12 protein-coding genes and 1 pseudogene are annotated in these 15,512 nt (G+C 69.6%); 8 read left to right on the forward strand and 5 right to left on the reverse strand.

From position 1 onward, the window contains the following. The first annotated feature begins 85 nt into the window (after positions 1-85). The 8 genes from G6N56_RS16640 to G6N56_RS16675 all read left to right on the forward strand — a co-directional run bounded on the left by G6N56_RS16640 (position 86) and on the right by G6N56_RS16675 (position 11,142). Entirely contained in the window at positions 86-817 is a 732-nt protein-coding gene (locus G6N56_RS16640) for an NUDIX hydrolase (protein WP_085254155.1), read from the forward strand. After that, complete coding sequence (locus tag G6N56_RS16645) at positions 814-3,228, forward strand: hypothetical protein (RefSeq protein WP_085254156.1); 2,415 nt, start codon at positions 814-816, stop codon at positions 3,226-3,228. Before G6N56_RS16640 ends, G6N56_RS16645 begins: the two co-directional genes overlap by 4 nt. Then, positions 3,225-6,899 carry a murein biosynthesis integral membrane protein MurJ gene (gene murJ / locus G6N56_RS16650; RefSeq protein ID WP_085254157.1) on the forward strand — a complete coding sequence of 1,225 codons (3,675 nt, stop codon included), beginning with the start codon at positions 3,225-3,227 and terminating at the stop codon, positions 6,897-6,899. Before G6N56_RS16645 ends, murJ begins: the two co-directional genes overlap by 4 nt. Positions 6,900-6,963: 64 nt before the next feature. Then, on the forward strand, positions 6,964-7,536 hold the full coding sequence (gene sigM, locus G6N56_RS16655; protein WP_085254158.1) for an RNA polymerase sigma factor SigM: 573 nt from the start codon (positions 6,964-6,966) through the stop codon (positions 7,534-7,536). A 45-nt stretch (positions 7,537-7,581) separates the two neighbouring features. Then, positions 7,582-8,346 carry an RsmA family anti-sigma factor gene (locus G6N56_RS16660; protein WP_085254159.1) on the forward strand — a complete coding sequence of 255 codons (765 nt, stop codon included), beginning with the start codon at positions 7,582-7,584 and terminating at the stop codon, positions 8,344-8,346. 81 nt (positions 8,347-8,427) lie between these two features. Next, complete coding sequence (gene trxB, locus G6N56_RS16665) at positions 8,428-9,438, forward strand: thioredoxin-disulfide reductase (protein WP_085254160.1); 1,011 nt, start codon at positions 8,428-8,430, stop codon at positions 9,436-9,438. After that, complete coding sequence (trxA, locus tag G6N56_RS16670) at positions 9,435-9,788, forward strand: thioredoxin (protein ID WP_085254161.1); 354 nt, start codon at positions 9,435-9,437, stop codon at positions 9,786-9,788. The genes trxB and trxA overlap by 4 nt, the downstream gene beginning before the upstream one ends. 133 nt (positions 9,789-9,921) lie before the next feature. Next, complete coding sequence (locus G6N56_RS16675) at positions 9,922-11,142, forward strand: N-acetylmuramoyl-L-alanine amidase (protein WP_085254162.1); 1,221 nt, start codon at positions 9,922-9,924, stop codon at positions 11,140-11,142. On the opposite strand, the gene G6N56_RS16680 is transcribed toward G6N56_RS16675, so the two are convergent. The 5 genes and pseudogenes from G6N56_RS16680 to G6N56_RS16700 all read right to left on the reverse strand — a co-directional run bounded on the left by G6N56_RS16680 (position 11,089) and on the right by G6N56_RS16700 (position 15,473). Further along, on the reverse strand, positions 11,089-11,889 hold the full coding sequence (locus tag G6N56_RS16680) for an acetyltransferase (RefSeq protein WP_232069076.1): 801 nt from the start codon (positions 11,887-11,889) through the stop codon (positions 11,089-11,091). The genes G6N56_RS16675 and G6N56_RS16680 overlap by 54 nt on opposite strands. 267 nt (positions 11,890-12,156) lie before the next feature. Next, the gene (locus tag G6N56_RS16685; RefSeq protein ID WP_085254164.1) at positions 12,157-13,140 is read right to left on the reverse strand and encodes a ParB/RepB/Spo0J family partition protein; all 984 of its coding nucleotides are present in this window, start codon (positions 13,138-13,140) and stop codon (positions 12,157-12,159) included. Further along, positions 13,137-14,125 (reverse strand): annotated as a pseudogene (locus G6N56_RS16690) (ParA family protein). The gene G6N56_RS16685 and the pseudogene G6N56_RS16690 overlap by 4 nt, the downstream one beginning before the upstream one ends. Further along, on the reverse strand, positions 14,122-14,844 hold the full coding sequence (gene rsmG / locus G6N56_RS16695) for a 16S rRNA (guanine(527)-N(7))-methyltransferase RsmG (RefSeq protein ID WP_085254166.1): 723 nt from the start codon (positions 14,842-14,844) through the stop codon (positions 14,122-14,124). Before rsmG ends, G6N56_RS16690 begins: the two are co-directional and overlap by 4 nt. Positions 14,845-14,894: 50 nt before the next feature. Further along, on the reverse strand, positions 14,895-15,473 hold the full coding sequence (locus G6N56_RS16700; protein WP_085254167.1) for a Jag family protein: 579 nt from the start codon (positions 15,471-15,473) through the stop codon (positions 14,895-14,897). Positions 15,474-15,512: the final 39 nt, after the last annotated feature.

Raw genomic sequence — 15,512 nt, forward strand, 5'->3', positions numbered from 1 at the left:
CGGCGGTATACCTCTATATGGCAGCGACACCGGCGAGCGGCGTGCGTCTCCTGAAGACGGGCCCGTGCCAGCTACTATCGCTTGGGTGTCGGACGGCGAACAAGCTAAACCGCGCCGGCGCCGGGGTCGGCGCCGGGGGCGGGGCGCGGCGGGTGCGTCCGACAATCACGTAAACGGCCAGCCGAGTGCCGAATCCCCCGCCGCCAAACCCGATCGACCGCGGTCGTCGCGGCGCGAGCCCGAGCGTCTGCGCACCGTGCACGAGACCTCCGCCGGCGGGCTGGTCATTGACGGCCTCGACAGGCCACGCCACGAGCAGGTGGCCGCCCTGATCGGGCGCATCGATCGCCGCGGGCGGATGCTGTGGTCGCTGCCCAAGGGCCACATCGAAATGGGCGAGACCGCCGAACAGACCGCCATCAGAGAGGTCGCCGAGGAAACCGGGATCCGCGGCAGCGTGCTCGCCGCGCTGGGCCGTATCGACTACTGGTTCGTCACCGACGGGCGGCGGGTGCACAAGACGGTGCACCACTACCTGATGCGCTTCTCCGGTGGAGAGCTGTGCGACGAAGACCTCGAGGTCGCCGAGGTGGCGTGGGTCCCGATGACCGAGTTACCGTCGCGGCTGGCGTACGCCGACGAACGCCGCCTGGCCCAGGTGGCCGACGAGCTCATCGACAAGCTGCAGAACGATGGCCCCGCCGCGCTCCCGCCGCTGCCCGCTTCCACGCCGCGGCGGCGCCCGCAAACGCACTCGCGGACCCGCCGTTCCGGCTGGCCCGCGGGCCGGAAGAACGGTCACGGGCCCGGGTCGTGACCGCGCCGCAACTCTGCTGGGCCGGCTTCGCGCGCCTCGCCGCAGTGGTCTGCATCGTCGCCGTTCTTGTGATGCTCACGGCACCCTTCGGCGCCGTCGTCCCGCGCGCGACCGCGGGCGAGCCCGGCGCGACCCCGTTCGTCCGTGTCCGCATCGACCAGGTCACCCCTGACGTCGTGACTACCACGAGCCCGCCCCTGGTCACCGTCAGCGGCATGGTGACCAACGTCGGCGACCGGCCCGTTCGCGACGTGATGGTGCGCCTCGAGCACGCCGGCGCCGTCACCGGCTCAGCCGGCTTGCGCACCTCCCTGGACGGCAGCACCGACCAGTACCAGGCCGCCGCCGACTTCCTGACCGTGTCCCCCGAGCTCCAGCGCGGCCAGGAAGCGGGCTTCACCCTGACCGCGCCGCTGCGCTCGCTGGCCAAGCCGTCGCTGGACGTCGACAAGCCCGCAATCTATCCGGTGCTGGTCAACGTGAACGGCACTCCGGATTACGGGGCCCCCGCCCGGCTCGACAACGCGCGGTTCCTGCTGCCGGTGGTCGGTGTCCCGCCCGACAAGGCCGACGAGTTGGATTCCGCCGTCGCCCCCGACACCTCGAAACCCGTGTGGATCACCATGCTGTGGCCGCTCGCCGACCGCCCCCGGCTGGCCCCCGGGGTGCCCGGCGGCGCGATCCCGGTCCGGCTCGTCGACGACGACCTTGCCACCTCGCTGGCCACCGGCGGCCGACTGGACACCCTGCTGTCCGCGGCCGAGGTTGCCACCGGGCACGACGCGGACCCCGACGGCGCCGTCGGCCGCGCGCTGTGCCTCGCCGTCGACCCCGACCTGCTGGTGACGGTGAACGCCATGACCGCCGGGTACGTGGTGTCGAACTCGCCCGAGGGGCCCGCCCAGCAACCGGGGACCCCGACACACCCGGGGACGGGCCAGGCCGCGGCGACCGAATGGTTGAACCGGCTCCGGGCGCTCGCCCACCGGACGTGCGTCGCGCCCCTGCCCTACGCGCAGGCGGACCTGGACGCTCTGCAGCGGGTCAACGACCCAGGGCTCAGCGCGACCGCCACCAGCAACGTCGGCACCATCGTCGACCGCATCCTCGGGATCACTTCCACTCGCGGCGCCACGCTGCTGCCCGACGGGCCGTTGACCAACCGCGCGATCAACCTGCTCAGCGCCGACGACAGCACCGTCGCTGTCGCCGCGGCCGAACTGTCCGCCGCCCAGGACTTCAACAGCGACGCCTCCGAGAGCGTCGACACCGCGCCCCGGCGGCTGTCCCCGCAGGTGGTGGTCGCGCCGTTCGATCCGGCCGTCGGTGCCGCGCTCGCCGGCGTCGGAACCAATCCGGTCGTCCCCACCTACCTGGACTCGTCGCTGACCGTCCGGCTCACCCACGATTCGGCGACCGCGCGGCGCCAGGACGCGCTCGGCTCCATGTTCTGGCATCCGCTGCAGCGCGACGACGCGCCCCGCACCCAACTGCTGGTCCCGCCCGCGACCTGGACGCTGCGGGTCGAGGACGCGCAGGTCATCCTGACCGCGCTGGCCACCACCATCCACTCGGGGCTGGCGGTGCCCCGCCCGCTGCCCGCCGTGATCGCCGAGGCCGCCTCCCGCACCGAGCCTCAGGAACCCGCCGGGGCCTCCCCGTCGTCGCGCGGCAGCTTCAGCGACGAGGTCACCGCAGCCGTCGCCGGACAGGTCGGCCGCCTGTGGGGCCTGACCTCGGCGCTCAACACCGACGAACGCACCGGCTTGACCGGGGCCCAGTACACCGCCCCGCTGCGCGAGGACATGCTGCGCGCGCTGAGCCAGTCGGAACCCCCCGACACCCGCAACGGGCTGGCGCAGCAACGGCTGGCGGTGGTCGGCGCCACGATCAACGACCTGTTCGGGGCGGTCACGATCGTCAACCCGGGCGGCTCCTACACCCTGGCCACCGAGCACAGCCCCCTGCCGCTGGCGCTGCACAACGGGCTCGCCGTCCCGATCCGCGTGCGCCTACAAGTCGACGCCCCGCCGGGCATGACCGTCACCGACCTCGGCGTCATCGAGCTGCCACCGGGCTACCTTCCGCTGCGGGTGCCGATCGAGGTGAATTTCACCCAGCGCGTCGCGATCGACGTGACGCTGCGGACCCCGGACGGCATGCGGCTGGGTGACCCTGTGCGCCTGTCGGTGCACTCGAACGCCTACGGCAAGGTGCTGTTCGCCATCACGCTGTCGGCCGCGGCGGTGCTGGTGCTACTGGCCGGGCGGCGACTGTGGCACCGTTTCCGCGGCCAGCCCGATCGCGCCGACCTCGACCGCCCGGACCCGCATGATGCCCGGCCCGTCCGGAGACACGGTGAGGCGCACGACGCGCTCGACCACCGGGTCGATCACGAGCATCGAGTATGAACCCCGCGTACCCGCAGGCGCACCCGCCGCAACGGCGCCTGCCGCAGCCACGGCGTGATCCGAAATCACCCCCGACCGGTCCGCTGCCTCCCGTCCCGGCCGGGATCGACCGCCGGCGGCCCGAGCTGTCCGACGCGGCCCTGGTCTCGCGGTCATGGGCGATGGCGTTCGCGACGCTGGTCAGCCGGCTCACCGGCTTCGCGCGGATCGTGGTGCTCGCCGCGATCCTGGGCGCGGCGCTATCCAGCGCCTTCTCGGTAGCCAACCAGCTGCCGAACCTGGTCGCGGCGCTCGTGCTGGAGGCGACGTTCACCGCGATCTTCGTGCCGGTGCTGGCCCGCGCCGAGCAGAGCGACCCCGACGGGGGCGCGGCATTCGTGCGGCGCCTGGTCACTTTGACGACGACGCTGCTGCTGCTCGCGACGGCGCTCTCGGTGCTGGCCGCGCCGCTGCTGGTACGGCTGATGCTGGGCCGCCATCCCCAGGTCAACGAGGCGCTGACCACCGCCTTCGCCTACCTGCTGCTGCCGCAGGTGCTGGCCTACGGCCTGACGTCGGTGTTCATGGCGATCCTCAACACCCGCAACGTGTTCGGGCCGACGGCGTGGGCGCCCGTGGTCAACAACGTCGTCGCGCTGATCACCCTGGGCGTCTACCTCGCCGTGCCCGGCGAGCTGTCGGTCGATCCCGTCCGGATGGGCAACACCAAGCTGCTGGTCCTCGGGATCGGCACCACGTTGGGGGTGTTCGCGCAGACCGCGCTGCTGCTGGCGGCCCTGCAGCGTCAGCACGTCAGCCTGCGCCCCTTGTGGGGGATCGACGACCGCCTCAAGCGCTTCGGTGCGATGGCCGCCGCCATGGTGCTCTACGTGCTGATCAGCCAACTCGGTCTGGTGATCGGAAACCAGATCGCCAGCACGGCGGCGGCTTCCGGGCCCGCCATCTACAACTACACCTGGCTGGTCCTCATGCTGCCGTTCGGCATCATCGGGGTCACCGTGCTCACGGTCGTCATGCCGCGGCTGAGCCGCAACGCCGCCGCCGACGACACCAAGGCGGTGCTGGCCGACCTGTCGCTCGCGACCCGCCTGACCCTGATCACGCTCATCCCGATCGTGGCTTTTATGACGGTCGGCGGGCCGGCGATCGGCAGCGCGCTGTTCGCCTACGGTCACTTCGGCGACGTCGACGCCGGCTACCTGGGCGCCGCGATCGCGCTGTCGGCGTTCACGTTGATCCCGTACGGGCTGGTGCTGCTGCAGCTGCGGGTGTTCTACGCGCGCGAGCAGCCCTGGACTCCGATTGTCATCATCCTGGTCATCACCGCGGTCAAGATCGCCGGCTCGGTGCTTTCGCCACACCTGACCGGTGACCACAAGCTGGTGGCCGGACTCCTCGGCTCGGCCAACGGGGTCGGCTTCCTGGCCGGCGCGGTCGTCGGCTATCACCTGCTGCGCCGTACCCTGCTGCCCGCCGGCGGCCACCTGCTCGCCCTCGGCGAGGTGCGCACGATCCTGGTGACGATCGCCGCCTCCATGGCCGCCGGCCTGGTCGCCCACGTCGCCGACCACCTGCTGCGGTTGGGCCAGCTCACCGCGCACGGGGGCGGCGCCGGCTCTTTGCTACGGCTCATCATCCTGGCCGCGATCATGTTGCCGATCACGGCCGCGGTGATGTTGCGCGCGCGGGTCCCCGAGGCACAGGCAGCTTTGGACGCCGCCAGGCGCCGCATCCGCGGGCCCGCCGCAACGCCCACGCACGGCCAAGCGGGCGCTGTGCCGGATCGATCGTCCGCCCCCCGCCCGGTCACGTACCCTGAGCAGAGGAATTCGTCCCCGCCGGGGGTCAATGCGGTCCAGCAGCCGATCCGGCATGGATCTCCGGGCGGGCCTCCGGAGCGGGCAGCCAGCGCCCCAATAACGAAAGGACCGGAGGTGACCGACCACCCAGTGGAAAGCGCCGCGTCCGGCGCTGGATCCGGCGTCGGATCCGGCTCGGTGTCCGGCCCCCAACGGCGGCGACCGGTTGCCGACGATTTCCAGCCCGACATCCCGGCCGAACGCGAGACCGAGCAGCCCGCATCCCGCCCGTCCGACCCGCTGAACGGCCGCCTTTCGGCCGATGCGGCCCGCGGCCCCATCGCGTTCGACGCGCCCCGTGAGCGCGGCCCCGAACCGGCGGCCCCCGCGGACGACATGCACCTGGTACCCGGCGCCCGGATCGCCGGCGGCCGGTACCGCCTCCTGGTCTTCCACGGCGGCGCTCCTCCCCTGCAGTTCTGGCAGGCGCTGGATACCGCACTGGACCGACAGGTGGCGCTGACCTTTGTCGACCCCGACGGCGCGCTGCCCAAGGAGGTGCTCCAAGACATCCTCGCCCGCACTCTGCGGCTGAGCCGGATCGACAAGCCCGGCATCGCGCGCGTGCTCGACGTCGTCCACACCGCGCACGGCGGCCTGGTGGTGTCCGAGTGGATCCGGGGCGGATCGCTGCAGGAGGTGGCCGATACGTCCCCGTCGCCCGTGGGCGCCGTCCGTGCGATGCAGTCGCTGGCCGCCGCCGCCGAAGCGGCCCACCGCGCGGGAGTGGCCCTGTCCATCGACCACCCCAACCGCGTCCGCGTCAGCATCGAAGGCGACGTGGTCCTCGCCTACCCGGCTACCATGCCCGACGCCAACCCGCAGGACGACATCCGCGGGATCGGCGCCGCCCTCTATGCCCTGCTGGTCAACCGGTGGCCGCTGCCCGAGTCCGGGGTGCGTAGCGGGCTGGCGCCGGCCGAGCGGGATGCCACCGGCAACCCTGTCGAACCCATGGCCGTCGACCGCGACATCCCGTTCCAGATTTCCGCCGTCGCCGTCCGCGCGGTCCAGGAAGACGGCGGAATACGCAGTGCGTCAACGCTTTTGAACCTGCTGCAGCAGGCGACCGCGGTGGCCGACCGCACCGAGGTGCTCGGCCCGATCGACGATTCGGCGCCGCCGCCGTCGCCGCGGACAACGACCGCCCGCGACAGTGCGGCCTACGCGCGGCGCCGCCGCAACCTGCTGATCGGCCTGGGCGCCGGTTTGGTGGTGATCGTGGTGGCCCTGGTGGTGCTCGCGTCGGTGGTGAGCAAGATCTTCGGCAACCTCGGCGGCGGCCTCAACAAGGACGAGCTCGGGCTCAACGGCCCCTCTTCCTCAACGGCGTCGTCGGCCGTCAGTTCGGCCCCCGCGGGCAGCACTGTCAAGCCGACGAAGGCGACGGTCTTCTCGCCCGACGGCGAGGCCGACAACCCGGGCCAGGCGGGCCAGGCGATCGACGGCAATCCGACCACTTCCTGGGAAAGCGACACCTACACCGACCCGGTCCCGTTCCCCAGCTTCAAGACCGGCGAGGGCCTGATGCTGCAACTGCCCAGCCCCACCGTGGTCGGGGCGGTCAACATCGACATCTCGAGCACCGGCACCAAAGTCGAGATCCGCTCGTCCTCCAGCCCGACGCCGTCGCGACTGGAGGACACCACCGTCCTGGCGCCGGCAACGACGCTCAAACCGGGCCACAACACCATTGCGGTCAAGTCCGCGGCCCCCACCTCCAACCTGCTGGTGTGGATCGCCACGCTGGGCACCACCGACGGCAAGAGCAAGGCCGCAATCTCGGAAATCACGGTCCAGGCCGCATCCTGACAAAGCTCACAGGTGTGTACGGCGGTGAAGTGCCGCGCAACACCCCATTGGTTACTGTCCGGCCGTGGGTCTCGGGCGACACGTCTTTCAGCGCGAACGCAGCGACGCCGAGCTGCTGGCAGCGCATGTCGCGGGCGATCGCTACGCCTTCGGCGAGTTGTTCAACCGCCACCAACGGCAGCTGCACCGGCTGGCCAGGCTGACCACCCGCTCCCCCGAGGACGCCGAAGACGCCCTGCAGGATGCGATGCTGTCGGCGCACCGCGGCGCCGGCTCCTTCCGGCACGACGCCGCCGTCGCCAGCTGGCTGCACCGCATCGTGGTCAACGCCTGCCTCGACCGGCTCCGGCGCGCGCGAACCCACCCGACGGCACCGCTCGAAGACGTCCACCCGGTCGCCGACCGGACGGCCCAAGTGGACACCGCGATCCTCGTGCACCGCGCGCTGATGCGCCTGCCCGTCGAGCAACGCGCCGCGGTGGTCGCCGTCGACATGCAGGGCTACTCGGTCGCCGACACCGCCGCGCTGTTGGGCGTCGCTGAGGGCACCGTGAAGAGCCGCTGCGCCCGCGCCCGGGTCCGGCTCGCCGAACTCCTCGGCTATCTCGATGCCGGCGATCCCGCCGACCTGACCTGACACCGCCCTCGCCAACCCACCGGCGCATATCGGACACTGGGGCGGATGGGTGCAAACGACGCTGGCGATGACGACCCGGACCCCGGCGACGCCGGGGCAGAGCCGCCGCTGACGGTCGAACTGCTCGCCGACCTGCAGGCCGGACTGCTCGACGACGAGTCCGCCGCCCGGGTCCGCCGACGGGTACGCGCCGACCCGCACGCCAAGACCGTGCTGCGGGCCCTGGACCAGGTGCGCCGCGATGTCGCCGATGCCGGCAGGGATCCAGCGGCGGGGCCAGACTTTCCACAGGCGGTCGCCGACAAACTCGCGGCCGCCGTGGCGGCTAACCCAGGGACCGGGCGCGCAACCGCCACCCATTCCGTCCGCCCGCGCATCCGACCCGCCCGAGTCGCCGCGGCAGCAGCCGGTCTGTGCGCAGTGCTGGCCGCGGTCGGGTTCGGGACCGCGGCGCTGCTCGACGAGCCGGCGTCCGCGCCGAGCACCCCCACGACGGCCGAGCACATCACCGTTTCGCCGCCGATGGTGATTCCGCTCTCGCAAAGCGAGATCCTGGCCCTGCTCGGCCGCACCCCGGAGTACGGCCCGCTCACCGACGCGGCCCACCGCGCGTCCTGCCTCAGCGGCCTGGGCTATCCGGCGTCGACCCAGGTCCTGGGCGCCCGGCCGATCGAGATCAACGCCCGTCCCGGTGAGCTGCTCGTCCTGCCGGGCGACACGCCCGACAGCCTGTCGGTCTTCGCGGTGGCGTCGAACTGCAGCGCGGCCGATACCGGGCTGCTGGCCAACACCCAGGTGCCGCGGTCCTAGGGTGGTGCGACGCGCGTGGGAACACCCGGGCCTACGCTGGCGTTTACAGGAATCCGAAGATCATTCTTCTGAAAGGCTCGTATGACTGGCGACACTGTCCACGACGTGATCATCATCGGTTCGGGTCCCGCCGGATACACCGCGGCCCTGTACACCGCCCGCGCCCAGCTGGCGCCGCTCGTCTTCGAGGGCACGGCGTTCGGCGGCGCGCTGATGACCACCACCGAGGTGGAGAACTTCCCCGGCTTCCGCGACGGCATCACCGGTCCGGAGCTGATGGATCAGATGCGCGAGCAGGCGCTGCGCTTCGGCGCCGATCTGCGCATGGAGGACATCGAGTCCGTTTCGCTCGACGGCGCGGTCAAGTCCGTGGTGACCGCCGACGGGGAAATCCACCGCGCCCGGGCGATCATCCTGGCGATGGGTGCCGCGGCCCGCTACCTCGGGGTCCCGGGTGAGCAGGAGTTGCTGGGACGAGGTGTGAGTTCTTGTGCCACCTGCGACGGGTTCTTCTTCCGCGACCAGGACATCGCCGTGGTGGGTGGCGGCGACTCGGCAATGGAGGAAGCGCTGTTCCTGACGCGGTTTGCCCGCAGCGTGACGCTGGTGCACCGCCGCGACGAATTCCGGGCGTCGAAGATCATGCTCGACCGTGCCCGCGCCAACGACAAGATCACGTTCCTCACCAACCAGGCCGTCATGTCTGTCGAGGGGCAGGAGACCGTGACCGGATTGCGGTTGCGCCACACCGCCACTGGTGAGGAGACCACCATCGCCGTGACCGGTGTGTTCGTCGCCATCGGTCACGAGCCCCGTTCGGCGCTGGTGCGTGACGTCCTCGACGTCGACCCGGAGGGCTATGTCCTGGTGCGGGGCCGCACCACCAGCACTTCGCTGGACGGTGTTTTCGCCGCCGGCGATCTGGTCGACCGCACCTATCGGCAGGCCATCACTGCCGCGGGCAGCGGCTGTGCCGCGGCCATCGATGCGGAGCGCTGGCTGGCTGAACACGCGGCGTCCAGCGCGGCCGCGCAGGGTGATGCAACCGAATTTCCCGGCAGTACCGACACATTGATTGGAGCACCACAATGACGGACGGCGAAAAGTCCGGCGCGACAATAGAAGTCTCCGACGCATCATTCTCTACCGAGGTGCTGTCGAGCAACACGCCTGTGCTGGTTGACTTTTGGGCTACGTGGTGTGGCCCGTGCAAAATGGTCGCGCCCGTGCTGGAGGAGATTGCCAGCGAGCGAGCGGGGCAGCTTACGGTCGCCAAGCTCGACGTCGACGCAAACCCCGAGACGGCGCGCGACTTTCAGGTGGTGTCGATCCCCACGATGATCCTCTTCAAAGACGGCCAGCCCGTGAAGCGAATCGTCGGCGCGAAGGGCAAGGCGGCGCTGCTGCGCGAGCTTTCCGACGCGGTTCCGAACCTCACCTGAAACCCCCTTCGCGTCGACGCACCACGCCCCGCGGTTGGCCTGGGGTTTTCCCGAAATTGAGAAGCGTCTGCGACAATGACGATTAGCTGGCGCCAGAATGCCGGTTGGTCAGTTTGTCTCGGAGGCCCTTGGTATGTCGAGTCCGCGCCGTGAACACGGCGACGCGCTGCGCTGTGGTGACCGCGGCGCTGCTGTGACCGAAATCCGGGCAACGCTCGCCACGCTGGGAATGCTGGAAGGCCCCGACCAGGACCTGGCGACCGGGCAGCACGTAGCCGCCGAACTGTTCGACGCCGATCTCGACCAGGCGGTGCGGGCCTTCCAACAGCATCGGGGGCTGCTGGTCGACGGCATCGTCGGCGAAGCAACCTACCGCGCCCTCAAGGAGGCCTCCTATCGGCTCGGCGCGCGCACGCTGTATCACCAATTCGGAGCCCCGCTCTACGGTGACGACGTCGCCACCCTGCAGGCGCGGCTGCAGGATCTCGGTTTCTATACCGGTTTGGTCGACGGCTACTTCGGTTTGCAGACCCACAACGCCCTGATGTCTTACCAGCGGGAGTATGGGCTTGCCGCCGACGGCATCTGCGGTCCGGAAACGTTGCGCTCCTTGTATTTTCTGAGTTCGCGGGTCACCGGCGGCTCTCCCCACGCGATCCGCGAGGAGGAGCTGGTCCGCCGTTCTGGCCCCAAGCTGTCGGGTAAGCGCATCATCATCGATCCGGGTCGCGGCGGCACCGACCACGGTCTGATCTCGCAGGGCCCGAACGGCCCCATCAGTGAAGCGGATGTGTTGTGGGACTTGGCAAGCCGCCTCGAGGGCCGGATGACCGCCATCGGCATGGAGACGTTCCTGTCCCGGCCGGCCAACTGGAGCCCCTCGGACGCCGAACGCGCCGCGACCGCGAACAACGTCGGCGCCGACCTCATGATCAGCCTCCGCTGCGAAAGCCAAACGAGCCCAGCGGCGAACGGCGTTGCGTCGTTTCACTTCGGCAACTCCCATGGGTCGGTGTCCACCATCGGACGCAACCTGGCCGACTTCATCCAGCGAGAAGTGGTGGCCCGCACCGGATTGAGTGACTGCCGGACCCATGGCCGCACGTGGGACCTGCTGCGGCTGACCCGAATGCCAACGGTTCAGGTGGATGTCGGCTACATCACCAATCCGCGCGATCGAGCCATGCTGCTCTCGACGCAGACCCGTGACGCGATCGCCGAAGGCATCCTGGCCGCGGTCAAGCGCCTGTACCTGTTGGGCAAAAACGACCGGCCCACAGGGACTTTCACCTTCGCAGAGCTACTGGCCCACGAACTGTCCGTGGAGCGGTCCGGCCGGCTCGGCGGTTCCTAGACCGTTCCGCGTGGTCTTCACCGTGGCGGTCGTGGACCCCGCGCCCACCGGCTGCTGCAGCTGAGCATTTTCCAACAACCGCTCCAGGGCGGCCTCGACCTCCGCCTTCCAGCCGAGGCCCTTGTCCAGCTCCAGCCGCAGCCGCGGGAAATACGCGTGCGGCGCCACCACGACGAAGCCCGCGTCCTTCAGGAACTCCGCGTCGATCACGCAGTGGTCCACCGAGCAGTCGTTGAGCGCTTCCAACACGGGCCGCACGTCGGGATCGGCCGCGCGGGGGTCGAGTAGTTCCGATGCCGCCGGAGTACGGCCGAAGGCCTCGAGCGCTCGCACACCTCGGCGGACCAATTCATCGATCACCCGGGCGATAAGACCGTGCGGCAGATCATCGGCGGCTTGCCCGGGCTCGATGCCCATCGACGTCAGCAGAACCGCATCCGCCGAAACCGGCGCGGTGGGAAACCGTTGCGCGCGCGGCACCGCCCGCGGCGGCGCGTACAGGACGTACCCGAGGCAGGGCGGTTCGGCCTGGGTGCGCTCGTCGGGAAGCGCGGTTGCGATCTGCCCGCACGAACCCCACTCCAGCATCACCATCGACAACCAGGCTTCCTTTTCGAATTCCGGGTCGGCAAGGTGGTCCTGGTTTCCGAGCGTCGCCGGATCAACCTCCCAGAAGACGCACCGGCGGGCGTGCTTGGGAAGCTGCTCGAAATCCTCGAGCCGCAGCGGCATGATTCGAGCGGACACTAGCCTCCTGGCCTCCGTGCGGTACTGCAGCCGATTGCAACCAGCAACCCCTCTAGGATAGGAGAGTTGATCCGAATGGGGCCAGCTTTGGCGGGGTGACTTGGGCCAACCCATCGCAGCCGGTGCCCGTCGGGCCCGCAATCGGCCGATTCTCTGAAACCGGTTGCCCCGCATGCATTTCCACGGGCGGGCGGCTGTCATTGCTCAATTGCCGGCACCCCGGAACGCGGCGGGTGTCACAGTGACGTAATTACATCGAGTGGTGGTTCACGCGCCGGACGCGGTCATCATCTCGACGATCCGCTGGAGATCGTCGACGGAACCGAACTCGACCACGATCCTGCCCTTGCGCTTGCCGAGGCTGACGGTAACCCGCGTGTCGTAGGCGTTGGACAGCCGCTCGGCGACGTCCTGCAGGCCCGGCATCTGAATCGGCTTGCGCCGCTGCGGCGCCGGGCTCGCCGAGCCACCGCGGTTGGCTAAGGTGACGGCCTCCTCCGTGGCCCGCACCGACAGGCCCTCCGCCACGATCCGGCTCGCCAGTTCCTCCTGCGCTTCCGGACCCGCGTCCAGCGACAACAGCGCTCGTGCGTGACCGGCGGACAACACGCCAGCGGCCACCCGCCGCTGCACAGGGATTGGGAGCTTGAGCAAGCGGATCATGTTAGTGATCAGCGGCCTGGACCGGCCGATGCGCGAAGCTAGTTCGTCATGGGTGACGTCGAATTCGTCCAGCAGTTGCTGGTATGCCGCCGCCTCTTCCAAGGGGTTCAGTTGCACCCGGTGAATGTTCTCCAGCAAGGCGTCGCGCAACAGGTTGTCGTCACCCGTTTCGCGGACGATCGCGGGAATGGTGGTCAGGCCGGCCTTCTGGGCCGCCCGCCAACGCCGCTCCCCCATCACGATTTGATAGCGCGCCCCGCCCGGCCGAGCTGGCACCGCCCGCACCACGATCGGCTGCAACAGGCCGAACTCGCGAATGGAGTGGACCAGCTCCGACAGCGCCTCCTCGTCGAACACCTGCCTGGGCTGGCGCGGGTTGCGTTCGATGTCGGACGGCGCGATCTCCCGGTATACCGCCCCGACGTCCGCCGCCTGTGGCGCCGGTCCCCCGATCAGCACGTCGGCTGCGGCATCCCCCATCCGCGGACCCAGCGTCGCCGGACCGGAGTCGCTCTCCGCCGGGCCCGTCGGGATGAGCGAAGCGAGGCCCCGGCCGAGGCCGCCCTTCTTGCGTAACGGCTGCGTCATGGTCGTCCCTTCAGGAATGGTGGTGATCGCGCTCGGCAAGTTCGCGGCTCGCATCCAGGTAGCTCATCGCCCCACGGGAGCCGGGGTCGTAGTCGATGATGGTCATGCTGTAGCCCGGCGCCTCCGACACCTTGACGCTGCGCGGGATCACCGTTCGCAGCACCTTGGTCCCGAAGTAACGACGCACTTCCTCGGCCACCTGGTCGGCGAGCTTAGTCCGCCCGTCGTACATGGTGAGGACGACGGTACTCACTTCCAGTTGAGGATTGAGGTGTGCCTTGACCATTTCGATATTGCGCATCAGCTGCGAGACACCCTCGAGGGCGTAGTACTCGCACTGAATCGGGATCAGCACCTCGGGGGCGGCAACGAGGGCGTTGATCGTCAGCAACCCAAGTGACGGCGGGCAGTCGATGAAGACGTAATCGAAGTCGAGGTCATCGAGTTCGGTGAGGGCGGTGCGTAACCGGTTCTCCCGAGCCACCATGCTGACCAGTTCGATCTCTGCGCCGGCGAGGTCGATGGTTGCCGGGACACAGAACAGTCGCGGACTGTGCGGGCTGGGCCTGATCGCATCTTTCAGGGATACCTCGCCGAGGAGCACTTCGTACGACGATGGGGTGCCCGACTGCCGGTCGGCGATGCCGAGCGCGGTACTTGCGTTGCCCTGCGGGTCGAGGTCGATGACGAGGGTCTTGAGTCCCTGCACAGCGAGCGCCGCGGCGAGGTTCACCGCGGTGGTGGTCTTGCCGACGCCGCCCTTCTGGTTCGCGATCGTGAAGACCCGGCGGCGCCCCGGCCGACGGAGCGGTTCGTAGGTCGTGTGCAGGACGCGCATCGCCCGTTCGGCTGCGGCCCCGATCGGGGTGTCGAACTCCGGCGATGTTTCACGTGAAACGTCGTTCGCCGTCGGCCCCGCCGCCTCGTCGGGCGCGACGGTTGCTGCCGGGGCTGGCCCCGCCGATCGATCTTCTGGCGCGCTCATCGCTTCCTGCCCTCTGCTGTCCGTCCGGTTACCCTGCGTGCCGGTTGCCCGCGCCGGGCCATAACTACGGTTGCGGGGGCCTGCAAATATTCCGCGCCACATGTGACCACCCTGGCATCGACGGCGCCCGCCGCCGCCATCACACGCCGATGCTGTTCCAGTTCCTCCGTGGCGCGCTCACCCTTGAGCGCGATCATCCGTCCGCCCGGCCGTACCAACGGCATGCTCCACCTCGTCAGCTTGTCCAACGCGGCCACCGCTCGCGACACCGCCGCATCCCTCTCGCCCAGCCGCTCGCGGACCCACGGCTCCTCGGCCCGCCCGCGCACCACCTCGACGGCTAACCCTAGTTCCGCGACGACCTGCTTGAGAAATTCGCTTCGCCGCAGCAGTGGTTCGAGGAGCGCAACGTCCAGATCGGGGCGCGCTATCGCCAGCGGGATCCCGGGCAACCCGGCCCCGCTGCCGATGTCGACGATCCGCTCCCCCGGCTCGAGGAGCAGTCCGATCGCAGCGCAGTTCAGTAAATGGCGCTCCCAAAGCCGCGGAACCTCGCGCGGTCCCAGTAACCCCCACTCGACACCCGGGCCCGCGAGCACCGCCGCGTAGCGTTCGGCGATGGCCAGGCGCGGACCGAACACGGCGGCGGCGGCAGGGGCGGGCCCGACGACGTTTGGCTCCGCCCGCCCATCCGACTCACCATGTTTCACGTGAAACATCCTCGCCCGCCCGCATCAAGCGTGAACTACACGCCTGTAACTCGGGCCCGCTAGTCGTGCAGCACAACGACTCGACGCGACGGTTCGACGCCCTCGCTTTCGCTATGCACCCCCGGCACCGCGGCCACCGCGTCGTGAACGATCTTTCGCTCGAACGGCGTCATCGGCCTAAGCTCTTCCCGCTCGCCCGTCTGCAGCACGCGGCGCGCCACCTTGTCGCCCAGCGCCGCCAACTCCTCCCGGCGACGACGACGCCAGCTCGCAATGTCTAGCATCAACCGGCTGCGCACACCGGTCTTCTGGTGCACGGCCAACCGGGTCAGTTCTTGCAGGGCGTCCAGCACCTCGCCGCCCCGACCCACCAACTTGTTCAAGTCGTCGCTGCCGTCGATGCTCACGACCGCCCGGTTACCCTCAACGTCCAGGTCGATGTCGCCGTCGAAATCCAACAGGTCCAACAACTCTTCGAGGTAGTCGCCGGCGATCTCCCCCTCGGCGACCAAGCGCTCTTCCGCGTCCTCGAACCCTTCGGTGTCCCTCTCGCCGTTCTCAACCCCGCCCTGCTCGGCCGACTCTCGGGAGTCGAGGTCCGCGTCGTAGTCGCGTTCGGTGGTATCAGCGTCTGTCATGTCTTTTTCTCCCTCCACGGGTCTTTGCCCAACGGGGGT

The sequence above is a fragment of the Mycobacterium saskatchewanense genome (genome assembly GCF_010729105.1).
GTDB classification, from domain to species: domain Bacteria; phylum Actinomycetota; class Actinomycetes; order Mycobacteriales; family Mycobacteriaceae; genus Mycobacterium; species Mycobacterium saskatchewanense.